The 15,829-nt window shown below is 58.4% G+C and carries 14 protein-coding genes and 1 riboswitch; of the genes, 6 read left to right on the top strand and 8 right to left on the bottom strand.

Annotated elements, in window-relative coordinates:
- Positions 1 to 5 precede the first annotated feature (5 nt).
- Positions 6 to 659 (bottom strand): thiamine diphosphokinase, encoded by a 654-nt coding sequence (locus K1W69_RS25695; protein WP_220231346.1) that lies wholly within the window; start codon positions 657 to 659, stop codon positions 6 to 8.
- A gap of 83 nt (positions 660 to 742) precedes the next feature.
- Positions 743 to 850: riboswitch (TPP riboswitch) on the top strand.
- A gap of 39 nt (positions 851 to 889) precedes the next feature.
- Here K1W69_RS25695 and thiB point away from each other — a divergent pair.
- From thiB to K1W69_RS25675, 4 genes are all read left to right on the top strand, one after another.
- The gene (gene thiB, locus K1W69_RS25690) at positions 890 to 1,909 is read left to right on the top strand and encodes a thiamine ABC transporter substrate binding subunit (protein WP_220231345.1); all 1,020 of its coding nucleotides are present in this window, start codon (positions 890 to 892) and stop codon (positions 1,907 to 1,909) included.
- Between the two features lie 12 nt (positions 1,910 to 1,921).
- Positions 1,922 to 3,550 carry a thiamine/thiamine pyrophosphate ABC transporter permease gene (gene thiP / locus K1W69_RS25685; RefSeq protein WP_258571377.1) on the top strand — a complete coding sequence of 543 codons (1,629 nt, stop codon included), beginning with the start codon at positions 1,922 to 1,924 and terminating at the stop codon, positions 3,548 to 3,550.
- Positions 3,550 to 4,269 (top strand): thiamine ABC transporter ATP-binding protein, encoded by a 720-nt coding sequence (locus K1W69_RS25680; protein ID WP_220231343.1) that lies wholly within the window; start codon positions 3,550 to 3,552, stop codon positions 4,267 to 4,269. The genes thiP and K1W69_RS25680 overlap by 1 nt, the downstream gene beginning before the upstream one ends.
- Positions 4,270 to 4,413: 144 nt before the next feature.
- Positions 4,414 to 5,871: a M48 family metalloprotease gene (locus K1W69_RS25675; RefSeq protein WP_220231342.1), complete on the top strand. Its 1,458-nt coding sequence runs from the start codon at positions 4,414 to 4,416 to the stop codon at positions 5,869 to 5,871.
- 15 nt (positions 5,872 to 5,886) lie between these two features.
- Here the strand turns inward: K1W69_RS25675 and K1W69_RS25670 are convergent, their stop codons facing one another.
- The 7 genes from K1W69_RS25670 to K1W69_RS25640 all read right to left on the bottom strand — a co-directional run bounded on the left by K1W69_RS25670 (position 5,887) and on the right by K1W69_RS25640 (position 14,598).
- Positions 5,887 to 6,747, bottom strand: coding sequence for an RNA polymerase factor sigma-32 (locus K1W69_RS25670; protein WP_220231341.1), 861 nt, complete (start codon positions 6,745 to 6,747; stop codon positions 5,887 to 5,889).
- Positions 6,748 to 7,036: 289 nt separating this feature from the next.
- Positions 7,037 to 7,618 (bottom strand): CarD family transcriptional regulator, encoded by a 582-nt coding sequence (locus K1W69_RS25665; protein WP_220231340.1) that lies wholly within the window; start codon positions 7,616 to 7,618, stop codon positions 7,037 to 7,039.
- A 386-nt stretch (positions 7,619 to 8,004) separates the two neighbouring features.
- Complete coding sequence (gene fdxA / locus K1W69_RS25660; RefSeq protein ID WP_220231339.1) at positions 8,005 to 8,343, bottom strand: ferredoxin FdxA; 339 nt, start codon at positions 8,341 to 8,343, stop codon at positions 8,005 to 8,007.
- A 226-nt stretch (positions 8,344 to 8,569) separates the two neighbouring features.
- Complete coding sequence (locus K1W69_RS25655; protein ID WP_220231338.1) at positions 8,570 to 8,956, bottom strand: RNA-binding S4 domain-containing protein; 387 nt, start codon at positions 8,954 to 8,956, stop codon at positions 8,570 to 8,572.
- Positions 8,956 to 11,973, bottom strand: a complete 3,018-nt coding sequence (locus K1W69_RS25650; protein WP_220231337.1) for a helicase-related protein — start codon at positions 11,971 to 11,973, stop codon at positions 8,956 to 8,958. The genes K1W69_RS25655 and K1W69_RS25650 overlap by 1 nt, the downstream gene beginning before the upstream one ends.
- A 649-nt stretch (positions 11,974 to 12,622) precedes the next feature.
- A complete protein-coding gene (locus K1W69_RS25645) occupies positions 12,623 to 13,348 on the bottom strand; it encodes a beta-ketoacyl-ACP reductase (protein WP_220231336.1) in 726 nt (241 codons plus the stop codon).
- A gap of 68 nt (positions 13,349 to 13,416) precedes the next feature.
- Positions 13,417 to 14,598 carry an acetyl-CoA C-acetyltransferase gene (locus K1W69_RS25640; protein WP_220231335.1) on the bottom strand — a complete coding sequence of 394 codons (1,182 nt, stop codon included), beginning with the start codon at positions 14,596 to 14,598 and terminating at the stop codon, positions 13,417 to 13,419.
- 256 nt (positions 14,599 to 14,854) lie between these two features.
- Here K1W69_RS25640 and phaR point away from each other — a divergent pair, with 256 nt between their 5' ends.
- Together phaR and K1W69_RS25630 are read left to right on the top strand one after the other, a co-directional pair.
- Entirely contained in the window at positions 14,855 to 15,448 is a 594-nt protein-coding gene (phaR, locus tag K1W69_RS25635) for a polyhydroxyalkanoate synthesis repressor PhaR (RefSeq protein WP_220231334.1), read from the top strand.
- 165 nt (positions 15,449 to 15,613) lie between these two features.
- Positions 15,614 to 15,826 (top strand): hypothetical protein, encoded by a 213-nt coding sequence (locus K1W69_RS25630; RefSeq protein WP_220231333.1) that lies wholly within the window; start codon positions 15,614 to 15,616, stop codon positions 15,824 to 15,826.
- Positions 15,827 to 15,829: the final 3 nt, after the last annotated feature.

Raw genomic sequence — 15,829 nt, 5'->3', positions numbered from 1 at the left:
TGGAGTCACCGTCCCGAAAGGTCATAGGGCCGCGCGACCAGGATCGCCGAACCCGAGCCCATGGTGATCGTCACGCAACCCTCGGCGACATTCGACAAGGTGCGTGAGGACCCGAAAGCGAGTTCGTGATTGGTGAGCGGATAGCGCGCGCCTTCAATATGGAGGCCCTGAACAGGCGTGAAATTGACGATCGAGAACAACGACGAGGCAGGCAACTCGAAGCTGCGGGAGCCTGCCAAGAGCGGCCATGCTTCTTCCTCGCCGGAAGTCAAATGAACTTCCAGGCCGCTTTGCGCCAGCGAACAGGCATAGGTCATATGAAGCAAGGCATGATCGCTGCGCTCGCCGGCCAGCGATCCGGCGAGAACAAGATTTCGGGCGCCGCGCGTCAGCGCTTCCTCGACCGCGATTTCGCCATCGGTGAGGTTTTTTTCCGCCGGAAACGGGATCCGCTCCACGTGACGCCAATCTTGCTTGAGATCGGCAGTCGCCGAATCGAAATCACCCACCCAGATATCGGGCTCAACACCGAGCATGCGGGCGTGTCGCATGCCGCTATCGGCCGCGATTACCCGTCTGCCGGTAATCTGCTGCTGCAGCCGATCCGTCGTGGAAAGCTCTCCACCGAGAAGAATGAGATATGCGGAATTGTCGTCCATTGGTCTCTTATGAAGCTCGTGCGTGAAGCGTCTAGCAGTTTTTTCGGCTCTTGCCAGCGTCTTTGGCGATCAGTACAAGTGGAGCCGCTCTAACGGGGTGCCTGTCGCGACCGCGGCCGGCTGAGAGGACCAACCAACCCGTAGAACCTGATCCGGTTAACACCGGCGTAGGGATTAGACGCAACATTCGCGCCTTTTTCCCGTTGTTTATAACAGTCAAGGAGGCGCAGATGCGCAAACGCTACATATCATCAATTTTCACCTGCCTGGCCACAATCGCAACACTGTCCGCCGCTCCGGCGAGCGCAAGCGACAAGACGCTTACCGTCTATACCTATGAGAGCTTTGTCGCGGACTGGGGTCCAGGCCCCGTAGTCAAGGAGGCATTCGAGGCTGAATGCGATTGCACGCTCGAATGGGTCGGCGTCGCCGACGGCGTCGCTTTGCTCAACCGTTTGCGTCTCGAAGGCGATTCAACGAAAGCAGACGTCGTGCTTGGCCTCGACACCAACCTCGTCGCCGAAGCGAAGGCTACCGGATTGTTCGCGCCAAGTGGCGTCGATACTTCCGATGTGTCGGTTCCAGGCGGCTGGTCTGATGATGTTTTCGTACCGTTCGACTATGGCTATTTCGCCGTCGTCTACGATACCGAGGCGGTCAGTTCGCCGCCGACGAGCCTGAAGGAGCTGGTCGAGGGCGGCCCGGATGCGCCGAAGATTGCAATCCAGGATCCGCGTACATCGACACCAGGACTCGGCTTGCTGCTTTGGATCAAGTCGGTCTATGGCGAGGACGCGGCAGACGCCTGGGCGAAACTGCAGGATCGCGTGCTGGCCATTACGCCCGGATGGTCGGAATCCTATGGGCTTTTCACCAAAGGCGAAGCGCCGATGGTGCTTTCCTACACCACATCGCCAGCCTATCACATGATCGCTGAAGACACGGATCAGTATCAGGCGGCCGCATTCGATGAAGGTCACTACCTGCAGATCGAAGTTGCAGGAATGCTGAAAACAGCGACGGACAAGGACCTTGCGCGACAGTTCCTCAGCTTCATGACCGGACCCGGTTTTCAGAATGCGATTCCCACCACCAACTGGATGCTGCCGGCAGGCAAGATATCGGAGCCGCTCCCTGCGGCCTTTAGTGAACTCGTGACCCCGTCAAAAACTCTGATCTTCAGCGCGGAAGACGTGTCTGAAAACCGGAAAGCCTGGGTCGACGAGTGGCTCGCCGTCATGAGTCGTTAACCGACCATGCGCTTGCTTAACAGAAGGCAGACGACGCTCGGCATCGCAGCCGGTGCGGCTGTCCTTCTGTTCATAACGGCTATCGTCGGGGCAGCGGCGCTGGCGCTGGTGCTGACGGCGACCGGGACGTCGCAGAGCCAGTCTCCGTTGTTCGACGGCTATATCTGGCGGGTCGCGCGGTTTACGCTCTTTCAGGCGGTCGCCTCGACCCTGCTGTCCGTTGTTCCGGCGATCGCGCTCGCGCGCGCGATCGCCAGGCGTCCCGAGTTCCCCGGAAGGCGGCTGCTAATCCAGCTTTTGGCGGTTCCCCTGGGATTGCCGCCGATTGTCGCCGCCCTCGGAATCATAGAAATCTGGGGACGGCAGGGACTTCTCAACGACCTGTTGCTATCGCTGGGTCTGCCGAAACCGGTCTCGATATACGGACTTTCAGGAATTCTGCTGGCCCATGTCTTCTTCAACCTGCCGCTGGCAGCCCGACTGCTGCTGGCGCGTCTTGAGGAGATCCCGTCGGAATATTGGAGAAACGCTGGACAGTTGGGGCTATCCCAGCGCCAAACCTTCCTGCTTATCGAGTGGCCGCAGATCCGCGGCCAGATACCCGGCGTCGCAGGCCTCGTGCTGATGTTGTGCGTGACCAGCTTCACGCTGGTTCTGCTGCTGGGCGGGGGACCACGCGCAACCACCATCGAGGTCGCGATCTACCAGTCGCTGCGCTTCGATTTCGACCCGCCGCGCGCCGTTGTGCTGGCTCTTGTACAACTCTCAATGACCGGGGCGTTACTTGCGGTTCTCGCCCTTGTTGGCAGACCCCAGGAAGAGGAGCCTGTTTACGGTCGCGCTTCGCGGCGATACGGTCGCGACAGCGTTGGCGCACTGCTCGGCGACTACGGTTTGATTGTTATCGGCGGCGTGTTTCTGTTGTCGCCCCTGCTTTCGGTGGCGGCTGCCGGCCTGGCGTCCGATCTCGTGAGGTTGGCGGGAGAAGACATCGTCTTGCGGGCGGCTGTGACAAGTCTCGCCATTGGCGCGACCGCCGCGTTGATTTCCGTAGCGATGGCTGCGGTGCTGATAAATGCAAGAAGCGCCTGCTTGCCGCTCATGCGCCATTCGAATGTGGCGACGGCCTTCCGAAGCGGCGTCGGCGCGATCTCCAGTCTGATTCTTCTTGCCCCGCCAATCGTGCTCGGCGCCGGCTGGTTCGTGCTGTTGCGCGGTCACACGGACATCTTTGGCCTGGCGCCGGTCATTATTATCGTCGTCAATGCCTTGATGGCGCTTCCTTTTGTCATGCGGGTTATGGAACCCGCCCACGCCAGCCACATGGCGCGCACCGGCCGTCTCTCCGCTTCGCTCGGCCTTACCGGAGCGCGAAAATTTCTCCTGGTGGACTGGCCCGGTTTGCGGACGGCCTTCTTTCTGGCCGCTGCTTTCGCCATGGCCCTGTCACTTGGCGATCTCGGCGCGATTGCGCTGTTCGGTAGCCAGGACGTCATCACTCTGCCCTATCTGCTCCTGCAGCGCATGAGCAGCTACCGGACCGACGACGCAGCCGGAATCGCGCTCATTCTAGGCTTCGTCTGCCTGATACTGATGATAATCGCAAACAGCGGTCGCAAACCGGCAACAGGAGGGCTATGATGACGGCCGGACCAGATATTGCGCTCGAAAAGGTGCAGTTCGATTATGGTTCGGCGCCGATGCTATTCGACGTGACGTTCTCCGGCGGCGTAACAACGGCGATCATCGGACCATCCGGTTCGGGCAAATCCACCATTCTCAATCTCATCGCAGGTTTCGAAATACCTGACAGCGGTCGCATCCTGATCGATCGAGAGGACGTAACTTCCCTGTCGCCTGCGGAAAGACCGGTGACAATGGTCTTCCAGGACAACAATCTCTTTGCCCACCTGTCCGTGCGCCGCAATGTCTCGATTGGCCTTGACCGCAAAACACATCGCGGCGCCGGTGAGAACATTGTTGACGACGCCCTGGAACGAGTGGGGCTAGCCGGCTATGCGGATCGCAAGCCAGGCATGTTGTCGGGAGGAGAACGCCAGCGTGTCGCGCTTGCCCGTGTGCTCGTACGCCAGCGTCCGGCGCTGCTGCTTGATGAACCCTTCGCGGCGCTGGGGCCCGGACTTCGAAGCGACATGCTGGCGCTTATTCGCGCCTTGCAGCAGGAAACAGGTATGACGGTCGCTGTCGTCACCCATCAGCCGGACGAAGCGGAACAGTTCGCCGACGAGTTCGTTTTCGTCGATCAGCGCAGAATCGCGGGACAGGGTTCTGCGACAGGTTTCTCGGGTCGGCAAGACATTCCTGGCCTTCAGGCCTATATGGGTGAAAAAGATAGATGACCCGGGACTACCGGAGCCACATTTAATGTACTAGAAATCAGTGCGGGCAAATACGAGGCGTAGCAGATTCCAAGCGCACCCAAAGACAATTCCTTCGTATCGGTCTCGAACATCCGATCATGCGGGAATGCAGCATCACCAGGCATGCCGGGCTTGCTCGCGCGTGTCTTCTGTCTTGTCGCGCTTTTTATGCTTGCTGGATGTCAAACGCTCCTCAACGAAACCTATCCGCCTGGCGCCGGGTCAACACCGGGAACCCTGCAGAACGATGACGATCCGCGAGCCAGGCTTGGCGCAAGCGAACACCCGCGGATCCTCGCCAATTATGGCGGCGAGTACAACGATCCGAAGGTGGAGCGACAACTGGCGCGTATCGTCGGCGCTTTGACTCTCGTATCGGAAAATCCGAAGCAGTCTTATCGAATCACGATTCTTGACTCGCCAGCGGTCAACGCCTTCGCCTTGCCGGGCGGATATCTTTATGTGACGAGAGGCTTGCTGGCGCTTGCTGACGATTCATCGGAGGTGGCGGCCGTTATCGCGCACGAGATGGCGCATGTCACTGCCAATCACGGTCTTCTTCGCAAGCGCGCCGAGGAAGCCGAACAGATTGCAAATCGTGTCGCAACGGAAGTACTTTCAGGTGAAATGACTGGCGAACAGGTCGAAGCCCGTGGAAAGCTCAGGCTTGCAGCCTTTTCCAGACAACAGGAGCTGGAGGCTGATGTTATCGGCGTTCGTATGCTCGGTGAGGCCGGATTCGACCCCTACGCGGCCGCGCGCTTTCTTGAAACCATGGACGCCTACAGCCGCTACCAGAACAATGTCGAAGATCTCGACCCGAGTCTCGATTTTCTGTCGAGCCATCCTGATGCCCCGAAGCGTCGCGAACTCGCCTACCGACATGCGCGCGCGTTCGGACAGCCAGGCGTCGGCACGCGTGATCAGGACAAATATCTGAGGGCTATTGACGGCCTGCTTTATGGCGATAGTCCAAAACAGGGCTATGTGCGGGGGAATACATTCCTGCATCCGGTCCTTGGCATCCGCTTCAGCGTTCCACAGGGTTTTCAGATCGACAATACGGCCGAGGCTGTTCTCGCGACCGGACCCGGCGACATCGCAATCCGTTTCGACGGCGTTTCGGACAAAAACCGCACGCCTCTGACGCGTTACATAACCAGCGGCTGGGTCAGTGGCCTTGATCCGTCGAGCGTCAGACCTCTCCGGATAAATGGGCTAGAGGCTGCCTCAGCGAAAGCTGTCGCGGATACCTGGGAATTCGACGTCACGGTAATCCGGGTAGGCAACCGGATCTACAGACTGCTGACCGCTGCGCCCGTTGGCAGCAGCAATCTGGACGCGGCGGCCCGCATCGTCACGTCGTCATTCAGCAAAATGTCCTCTTCCGAAATAGCGTCTCTGCATCCGCTGCGCATCCGCATCGCAACCGTGAGGCCGGGGGATACGATAGCTTCGCTCGCAGAACGTAACCAGGGAACACGTCGAAAACTGGAGCTTTTCCAGCTCTTGAACTCGCTATCCAGCGGAGAAACAGTGTCCGTGGGCGAAAAGGTGAAACTGGTCACTGACCAACGCTGAGACGCACTCCCCCGATTACATGGTCGCTATGGCGGGAGCGTCCTTTTCAAGGGCGGTTTTCAACTTCTGAAGCGCTCTGTTTTCGATCTGCCTTACGCGCTCCTTCGAAATACCCAAACTCGTTCCAAGGGATTCCAGCGTGGCGCCGTCCTCGCTCAGCCGTCTTTCCCTTATGATCCGAATTTCGCGGGGATTGAGCGTTTCAAGCGCTGCTTCGATCCACTGCGACCTTCTCTCGTCATCAATTATTGAACTGACCTGCTCATCCGGCAGAGGTTCGTCGCTTTCCAGATAGTCTATTCTGTCGGCGCCCTGGTTCTCGGAATCGGATATAGGCGCATTAAGTGACATATCCGAACCCGAAAGACGCGCGTCCATCGTCGCGACGTCCCTGACATTCACACCGACCGCAAGTGCGATCTCACTGTGAATCGAACTGTCCATTCCGGATTCGTTTGTTTGCCACAATTTAGCGCGCAAACGTCTCAAATTGAAGAATAACGCCTTTTGAGCGGAGCTGGTGCCGCCACGCACGATAGACCAGTTGCGCAGGATATAGTCCTGTATCGAGGCGCGAATCCACCATGTCGCATAGGTCGAGAAGCGAACTTCGCGATCGGGATCAAAACGGGCGGCGGCTTCAAGCAGGCCAACATGCCCTTCCTGGATCAGGTCGTTCATCGGCAGCCCGAAATTGCGGAAGCGGGCCGCCATCGAAATAACCAATCTCATATGGGCCATGGTAATTCGATTAAGGGCGTCCTGGTTGCGATCTTCCTTCCAGAGAACCGCAAGCTCATGCTCTTCTTCCCTTTCGAGATAGGGAGCCGCCATCGCGGCCTTGATCATAGTCTGACGAACACGACTATCGTCCATCATGTTCTCCCAAATGCGGCCAACGCCCACTGTTCGGCCTGGGGAAATCGACATTGATGCGTTACTTCTCGTGGGCCCTAGCACACTCAATGTCTAACGCGCGTATCTTGGGATCGGTTCACTCGCCATGCAAGAAAACGCAGCGTTCACTATTTGGAACCAATCGATCCCGAATATGCAAGACGTGTGCTGCAACGCAAAAAAGCCGGCAAAAGCCGGCTTCTTCAGCGATTTCCTAGGGTTGAGCCGATATTCCAGATACTATCACATTCAAGTGATAGCAGCCTGATCAGGCGGCTGCTTCCTGTTCATCCTCTTCGGCGGCTTCATCTTCGGCCGCCTTGCCGCGCTTCGGTCCCTTGTTGAGATTGGTCTCGATAAGCCGGACCGCCTCGGTTTCCGAAAGCTTGTTCACCGCTGCGATTTCACGCGCCATTCGATCGAGGGCCGCTTCATAAAGCTGGCGCTCCGAATAGGACTGTTCCGGTTGATTTTCAGCGCGATACAGGTCGCGAACGACCTCGGCGATGGAAATCAGGTCGCCGGAGTTGATTTTCGCGTCATACTCCTGCGCACGCCGCGACCACATGGTGCGTTTGATGCGGGCGCGGCCCTGCACCACCTTCAATGCGCGATCGACAAAATCGGTCTCGGCGAGCTTGCGCATGCCGATTGAGGACGCCTTGGCGACGGGCACCTTCAGGCGCATCTTGTCCTTGTCAAAATCGATGACGAAGAGCTCAAGCTTGTGCCCGGCGACTTCCTGTTCCTCGATTGCGACGATCTGGCCAACACCATGGGCAGGGTAAACGATGTATTCGTTGGTCTTGAAACCCTGGCGCTGTCCAGGCTTCTTCTGTTGCGTTGTCATCCGCTCTATATACTCCCTGTTACTGCCCCGGAAACATTCGGGGTTGGGTACTGGCCGTCACATGCGAAGGGGCGCCCCGCTGGGCCGCGGCTTCAACAATCCTGGCTGGGATCGTCCACAACAATCCAACCTCCAGCAATCCATGCACACTGCTGTTGCAATCATGAGGATATGTGGGGTTGCACTTCCGTAGTTATGGCAATCAAGGCGAATTCGTACGTCCGCCTTCGGTCAGTTTCACATATGTAGCATAAAGAAGCGCAAATTTCAACAATTTGCCGCAGGCGCACAATGTCGCAGCCTGCATCAGTCGATTCTTGGTAAATACCGCCCGCCGCCCGGTACTTCACCAGTTAATTTTTTCAAACGCATACGACAGGCTGGCCTCAATCGCCTTGACCAGGCTCCGGAGAAAAATATTGTTCGTACTTGCCGTCCTTTCCATCGAATTCCTCGGCATCCGCCGGAGAATCCTTCTTGATGGTAATGTTGGGCCATTTTTCGGCAAATTCGGTATTGATCTGCAGCCACTTCTCGAGACCCGGCTCAGTGTCCGGTTTTATGGCTTCCGCAGGGCATTCCGGTTCGCATACGCCACAGTCGATGCACTCGTCAGGATGGATGACGAGCATGTTTTCGCCTTCATAAAAACAGTCCACCGGACACACCTCTACGCAATCGGTATATTTGCATTTGATGCAGTTGTCGGTGACGATGTAGGTCATGAAAAGCTCCGGTGACGCCCGCGTAGAACCGCGAACAAATTTTTCCCGGTTCAGGTAGCGAGTCTGTTTTGCATTGGCAAGTGTGCGATTTCCGCACGCAGCGCAGTCTCACCCTTTTGCCGCCGGGCTCCAGAAAAATTCTTCTGTTTCTGCGCCATTTAAGGGAACGTTTCGCACAAGCAAAGACCGGTCAGTAAAACCGGCGCCAAGAATACCCGGCCCGAGCCTATTCGTCCGTCAGCGCCTTCCATCGATCGATCTGGCGTCGATCGCGTTTCGTCGGCCGACCGCTTCCGGCTTCCCGTAACGGAACCATGGCGCCAGGCGCCTTGTATTCTTTGGGAGACGGCTCGGGTGAAATATCACGATAGAGCTGACGAGCTTCCTCGTAGGGACCACGGCGCGTTCCCGGATCCACCACCTCCAGGACTTTGATGACGCGGTCCAGTGTTATAGTCAGCACATCGCCCGCAACGATCATGCGGCTCGCTCTGTCGATCTTGTCGCCATTGACGCGCACCCGGCCCTTCTGGACGAGTTTCGCCGCCAGCGAGCGTGATTTGAGGACACGCGCATAAAACAACCACTTGTCGATCCTCTGCGAGGCGCGCACTACTTGTTCATATGCTCCTTCAGCGCGGCAAGCTTGGCGAAAGGCGAATCCGGATCGATTGGCTTTTCCTTGCGCGGCGCGCGCGGTTTTCCATGTTCTCCATGCTTCTTGCCATGACGCGCCGGCTTGCCTTTGCTGTTACGGTTGGGCTGGTTCCGGTCGTCACCCTTGCCTCGTCCGGCGCCCTGTCTTTGACGATTGCCCTGCCGATGCTGCCGATGACCTTTGTTCTCATTGCGGCCGGCCGGACGCCAAAGCAAAACCGGCTTCGGCTCTTCCTCGACGGCATCCTCCGATGGAGCCTGAGTCCCGTCAGCAGTCGTCTCCGGCGTGGCTGTTTGCGTCTCGGCAGGCGCTTGCGCCGTCGCGCCGGCTTCCGCCGGCTGTCCGTCGTGTTCAGTCGCCTCGCCAACCTTAGCCTCGACTCCCGTCCCCGATGCGGAAGGCTTAGTCGAACTGTCTTCCGTCTTCTCGGCAGTTCCAGCTTCCTGTCCAGCCTCAGTAGAAGCCTCGCTCGCCTTTTCGCCCTCGGCCACCGTGGGCGCCGCCTTCGTCCGGAGCGCGTCCAGGTGCGCTGCGGCCACCGCCGGTTCGACGGCCTCTGACCGATAACCGAGACCTTTCAGTATTTCTTCCATGTCATCCGGCGTGGCGCCCAGGATCGACAGCATAGCCGGCGTCGTCGTAAAGCGCCGCCCATCATAGGCGCCTTCCGGCGGAGCGCCGTTTCCGGGGCTCCATTGCAGGAGCGGCCGAATGAGATCGGACAGCCTCTCGAGAATGTCGATGCGCACTGCGCGCTTGCCGAGATAGCGGAAACCCGCCAGCCGGTAGAAATCACGTTGATATTCAGCATCGGTAACGATCGAGGTGCGGCCCGCAGCCAAAGCAGCCGCGATTTCTCCATATCCCGGCTTGTCGAACCCTTCATTGCGCAGCGCCCAGAGCATGGTGATGATCTCGGCCGGAGCCGGCTTGAGCAATGCAGGCATGAAAACATGATAGGCCCCGAACCGCACGCCATAGCGCCGTAGCGAACCGCGCGCCTCCTGATCAAGCGCCTTGACGTCGTCGGCGACGTCACGCCGGAAAAGAACGCCCAGCCCCTCGACGATACGGAAGGCGAGGCCCTTGGCGAGGCCTTCAAGATCCTCGGCCTTTGCGAGGTCGTCGAGCGGTTTCAGGATCGTGGAGATGTGATGGTGCACAAAGCGTTCGATCCGCGCCGTCACCACGTCGCGCCCCTGGCCCGAAAGCTGGTCATCGGCAAGCAGGATAATGCGCGGCGCGAGAATGCTGTCGCTGGAAGCGAGCCTTGCAACGGGATCGCCGAGCCATCGCACCGTGCCGTCGGAGCCAAGTGCGAAATCATGATTGCCGGATGCATGCAGGCGCGCGGCTCTTGCCTCGAACTCGATGGCGAGCGACTTCTGCGCCGCAGCCAAGACGGCTTTCTGGTCCGGGCCCTCAGCCGATGAATCCGGCGTGAACCGGAATCCCGACAATTGTCCCACATGATGGCCTTCGACGAATACATCGCCATCGACACCAATTTCAGCTTCAAGCATCGCGTTCTCTCTCAACCGCTTCATGAGCACAGATGTCCTGCGATCAACGAAGCGTTTCGTCAACCTTTCATGCAGTGCATCTGACAACCGATCTTCGATTTCCCGGGTCTTTTCCTGCCAGTGTGACGGATTCGCCAACCAGTGCGACCGATGTGAAACATAAGTCCAGGTCCGGATCTGGGATATGCGCGCCGACAACGTATCGATATCGCCGCCGGTCTGGTCCGCCCGTCGCACCTGCTCCGCCAGATAATCTTCCTTCACGGTCCCATGACGAACAATGTCACGGTATATCGCCGCAATCAGGTCGGTATGCTGCAAGGGCGTAATGCGCCGGTAATCGGGCAACGAACAAACATCCCACAACAATTCCACCCGATCGGAGCCGCGAGCGATGTCGCGAATCTCGGGATCCAGCGACAACCGTTCCAGCGCGTGCTGATCAACCGCGGGCAACGCCCGGGTGAGACCCGGCACGGGCGGCGTCGCCTCCAGCGACTGGCGCAATGCGTCCAGCGAAGCGAAATCAAGGCGCTTGCTGCGCCACTGAAGCAGCTTGACTGGTGGAAACTCGTGGCTCTCGATCCTCTCGACCGTTTCATCGACCAGGGGCGCGACGCGTCCCGTGACGCCAAAAGTGCCGTCGCGCATATGACGGCCGGCGCGACCGGCGATCTGACCCATCTCCGCCGGAGTAAGATTACGATACTGAAACCCGTCGAATTTGCTGTCCTGCGCAAATGCGACGTGGTCCACGTCGAGGTTGAGGCCCATGCCGATCGCGTCGGTGGCGACCAGATACTCGACATCGCCTTCCTGGTAGAGCGCCACCTGGGCATTGCGGGTGCGCGGGCTCAGCGCGCCGAGAACAACCGCCGCGCCGCCGCGCTGGCGCCGGATCAGTTCGGCGATCGCGTATACCTCATCGGCGGAGAACGCCACGACAGCGCTGCGGCGTGGCAGTCGGGTGATCTTTTTCGAACCGGCATAGGCGAGATGCGACAGTCTCGGCCGCGACACGACCGTCAGACCGGGAAGCAGCCTTTCCAGGATTGGCCGTATGGTCGCCGCCCCAAGCAGCAGCGTCTCCTCCCGACCTCTCAGATGCAAAATGCGGTCGGTGAATATGTGCCCCCGCTCGAGATCGCCGGCGAGTTGCGCCTCGTCGATCGCCACAAAGGCCGCATCCGTCTGCCTGGGCATCGCCTCGACGGTGCAGACAGAATAGACGGCGCCATTTGGGGAAATCTTTTCTTCACCCGTGATCAGCGCGACCTTGTCTGCTCCGACGCGTTGAACAATGCGGGTGTAGACCTCCCTCGCCAGAAGCCGCAAGGGCAAACCGATCACGCCGGATTTGTGCGCTACCATTCTTTCAATAGCGTAGTGCGTCTTGCCGGTATTGGTCGGCCCTAGCACGGCGGTGACACCGCGCCCGGAAAGAATCATGGGCTGACTGCTGGCTGTATCGGAGTGCTGCATCAATTGAGACATCTTGAAGACAGAACGTGGCGTCAATCAGGTAATACGCTGAAAACCGGCGCCGTTTCGCCACGGCGCGATATTAACTTTCGGAACATGGTGAGAACGAATCGGCGACGAATCACTGACTCAGACCGATTCCGGTTTTGTTCACGGCCATATATGCTCCTGTATTGGTCGAGCGACACAAGATGGTGATTCCCCTCAAGACACGCCTAAGGCAATTTGGACAGGAATCTCACTGCCCGTTAACCTTTGATGAAAACACGGCGGTTCGCCTTCGCGGTTCATGGTTAAACATTTGTAAATTCCGGGAAATTCCTGACAGAAAGTTAACGCTACTCGTCTCCATATAGCGATTTCCGTTAAGATTTCGATCAAAAGCGGAACGAATCGGCGACGAATCGCTTACCTGACGATGTTCCTGAATTGTTCACACAAGATATGGATATTCTTTCAGAGTCAACCACAACAGGGACGCAGGTTTAGAGACTTTATTCGGTCAGGATTGACTGCCGGCGTTAACCAATTGCGCCCAAAGATTGAACGGCGCGCGTCGCCTTCGCCTGCATAATCGGGGCCGGACCGGTTTCCCGGCTGGCCCCGAAGGTCAAAATCAGGTCATGTATTGACCGCCATTGGCGGACAGCGTTGAACCTGTCACGAAGCCGGCGTCGTCGGACGCGAGGAAGACCACACAGCGCCCGATTTCCTCCGGCTCTCCCAACCGGCCAACCGGAATTAGCGGCAGGATGCGTTCATTGAGCACCTTCTCGGGAACAGCGCGCACCATCTCCGTGCCGATATAGCCGGGACAAATTGCGTTTACGGTAATGCCCTTCGCCGCGCCCTCCTGGGCAAGCGTCTTGGTGAAACCAATGTCGCCGGCCTTCGCAGCCGCATAGTTGGCCTGCCCCATTTGGCCTTTCTGACCATTGATGGAAGAAATATTGATGATGCGCCCGAATCCGCGGTCGCGCATGCCGGGCCAGACCGGATGGGTCATATTGAATAGACCGGTCAGGTTGGTGTTGATGACATCGTTCCAGTTTTCCGGAGTCATTTTGTGGAACATGGCGTCGCGGGTAATGCCGGCATTATTGACCAGCACGTCCACGGGTCCGAGATCAGCTTCGATCTTGGCAAGCCCTTCGACACAGGCTTCATACTTCGACACGTCCCATTTGTAGACCGGTATCCCGGTTTCCTCGTTGAACGCCTTGGCCTTCTCGTCATTGCCGGCGTAATTGGCGGCGACCTTGTAGCCTGCATCTTTCAGGCAGACCGATATGGCGGCGCCGATTCCGCGTGATCCACCCGTAACAACTGCAACCCTGCTCATGGCTTTTTCTCCCTGCAATTTTATTGATGAGGCGGAACGGCGGCCAGGCCGCTCCGCCGCACTGACTATCAGAACCGTTCAACGCACATTGCGACGCCCATGCCGCCGCCGATGCACAAGGTGGCAAGTCCCTTCTTGACATCGCGCCTCTGCATTTCAAACAACAGCGTGTTGAGAATTCGAGCGCCGGACGCTCCGATCGGATGACCGATTGCGATCGCGCCGCCATTCACATTGACGATCTCCGGATCCCATCCAAGGTCCTTGTTGACGGCGCAGGCCTGCGCAGCAAACGCTTCGTTGGCTTCAACAAGCTCGACATCGCCGATCGACCAGCCAGCCTTCTCCAGCGCCTTGCGCGATGCGGGAATTGGACCGGTGCCCATGATTTGCGGATCGACGCCTGCGGTCGCCCAGGAAACGATGCGCGCCATCGGCGTGATCCCGCGCTTTTGCGCCTCCGCCTCGCTCATCAGGACGGCTGCGCCCGCCCCGTCGTTGATTCCGGAAGCGTTGGCGGCGGTCACCGTGCCGTCCTTGGCGAAGGCCGGGCGCAGCTTCGCCATCTGGTCGATCGACGCGCCGTAGCGGATGTATTCGTCCTTGTCGACAACGATGTCGCCCTTGCGAGTGCTGACGGTATAGGGAACGATCTCATCGTCGAAACGGCCGGCCGTCTGCGCGGCTTCCGCCTTGTTCTGGGACGCAACGGCGAATGCGTCCTGCTCGTCCCGGGTCAATTGCCAGCGAGAGGCGATGTTCTCTGCCGTATTGCCCATGTGGTAGCCGTAGAAGGCGTCGGTCAGGCCATCCTTGATCATCGTATCGATCATTTGCAGGTCGCCCATCTTTTTGCCGGCGCGTAAATGTGCGGCGTGCGGAGCCATGGACATCGATTCCTGTCCACCCGCAACGATGATGTCCGCGTCTCCGCTGACGATCTGCTGCATGCCAACGGCGACCGCGCGAAGGCCCGATCCGCAGAGCTGGTTCAGTCCCCAAGCCGTCGCTTCGGCCGGAATGCCGGCCGCCATTGCGGCCTGACGGGCAGGATTCTGGCCCTCGCCGGCAGACAGGATCTGTCCCATGATCACTTCATTGACCTCTGCGGCTTCGACGCCCGCGCGCTCCAGCGCGCCGGAGATTGCCGTCGCGCCCAATTTGTGGGCGGGTTCGTTGGCGAACGCGCCATTGAAAGAACCAACCGCGGTGCGCGCCGCGCTGGCGATAACGACTGATGGTGTTGACATGATTCTTCCCTGTAAAGATGGTTATACTGTGTGGTTCGAGACTGACCGAGGACAGTCAGGAAGTCAAACCGGCTTCCCGCCGCAGACGGTCATCCGCCCGCGGTTTTCATAACAATTATGCCTAAAACTTTTGCGGCGTTGCACAAAAATGTGCAAAACGTGCTATACTTTTTTTTCGGCTCGTGTTCATCTGTCTTTTGTACGGATATCGTATCACGCCCGAAATCCGGGAAGCGCCGACAGGGAGGTCGTGTGAATGACCAAAGTAGATGGTCAGACCGTTATCAAGAAATACGCCAACCGGCGCCTCTATAACACCGGCACGAGCACCTATGTGACGCTCGATGATCTGGCGGTCATGGTGAAGGATGGCGACGATTTCGTGGTCATCGACGCCAAGTCCGGCGAAGACATCACGCATTCTGTGCTCACCCAGATCATCTTCGAGCAGGAATCGAAGACCGGCAACACGCTCTTGCCTGTCTCCTTCCTGCGACAGCTCATCACCTATTATGGCGACCAGATGCAAATGCTGGTACCGAGTTATCTGGAGCATTCAATGAGCGCCTTCGGCGCCCAGCAAGAGCAGATGCGCGAACAGATCACCAAGGCTTTCGGCGAAACGCCGATCACGCGCAACATGCAGGCGCCGATGCAGATGGTCGAGGAACAGGTGCGCCGCAACACAGAGATGTTCCAGCAGGCCATGCAGATGTTTTCGCCATTTGCAAAGACCGCCGGAAACACACCCGCCAGCGGCACCAAATCCAAATCGGGCAATCAGGATATCCAGGACCTGAAAGACCAGTTGCGCTCTCTCCAGGAAAAGCTGGATTCACTGGGCGACTAATACCAAGCGATTAGTGGTCGGAATTCTCCGACAGCAGGAGCGCCTACGGGCTGCCGCGCTTGAACGCGACCAACATCTAACGGCAGACGGGCCGCGTCTTGACATTGGCTGAAAAGCTGACAAACGTCGCGGCCGTCAACCTGCGCAAGAGGAGATGCCTGCGGCATGGCTTTTGAAGACCTGATTACACGATTGAACATGATGTTCGTCGATATGGAGAACCAGCCGGAGGACACCCACGAATTGCTGCTTCAGATCCATATGGAATTGAGTCAGCTCCGCGCGACGGGCCAGCCTCTGCCCCAGGATCTCGTAGATCTCGAAAAACGTCTCGAGGCCGAGTTCGAAGCAAAAGGCGTTGAACGTCCGTCAACCTGACGG

It is taken from the genome of Flavimaribacter sediminis (assembly GCF_019492055.1).
Classification (GTDB): Bacteria; Pseudomonadota; Alphaproteobacteria; order Rhizobiales; family Rhizobiaceae; genus Flavimaribacter; species Flavimaribacter sediminis.
The sequence above is the reverse complement of the archived record's forward strand: the minus strand, read 5'-3'. Positions and strand labels throughout refer to the sequence as shown.

Excerpts from the sequence above, each read along its gene's own strand:
- phaR (WP_220231334.1), top strand. The coding sequence starts at position 14,855 with ATGACCAAAGTAGATGGTCAGACCGTTATCAAGAAATACGCCAACCGG.
- K1W69_RS25645 (WP_220231336.1), bottom strand. The coding sequence starts at position 13,348 with ATGAGCAGGGTTGCAGTTGTTACGGGTGGATCACGCGGAATCGGCGCC.
- K1W69_RS25675 (WP_220231342.1), top strand. The coding sequence starts at position 4,414 with ATGCCGGGCTTGCTCGCGCGTGTCTTCTGTCTTGTCGCGCTTTTTATG.
- K1W69_RS25650 (WP_220231337.1), bottom strand. The coding sequence starts at position 11,973 with ATGATTCTTTCCGGGCGCGGTGTCACCGCCGTGCTAGGGCCGACCAAT.
- K1W69_RS25630 (WP_220231333.1), top strand. The coding sequence starts at position 15,614 with ATGGCTTTTGAAGACCTGATTACACGATTGAACATGATGTTCGTCGAT.
- fdxA (WP_220231339.1), bottom strand. The coding sequence starts at position 8,343 with ATGACCTACATCGTCACCGACAACTGCATCAAATGCAAATATACCGAT.
- K1W69_RS25695 (WP_220231346.1), bottom strand. The coding sequence starts at position 659 with ATGGACGACAATTCCGCATATCTCATTCTTCTCGGTGGAGAGCTTTCC.
- K1W69_RS25680 (WP_220231343.1), top strand. The coding sequence starts at position 3,550 with ATGACGGCCGGACCAGATATTGCGCTCGAAAAGGTGCAGTTCGATTAT.
- K1W69_RS25670 (WP_220231341.1), bottom strand. The coding sequence starts at position 6,747 with ATGGACGATAGTCGTGTTCGTCAGACTATGATCAAGGCCGCGATGGCG.
- K1W69_RS25640 (WP_220231335.1), bottom strand. The coding sequence starts at position 14,598 with ATGTCAACACCATCAGTCGTTATCGCCAGCGCGGCGCGCACCGCGGTT.
- K1W69_RS25665 (WP_220231340.1), bottom strand. The coding sequence starts at position 7,618 with ATGACAACGCAACAGAAGAAGCCTGGACAGCGCCAGGGTTTCAAGACC.
- thiB (WP_220231345.1), top strand. The coding sequence starts at position 890 with ATGCGCAAACGCTACATATCATCAATTTTCACCTGCCTGGCCACAATC.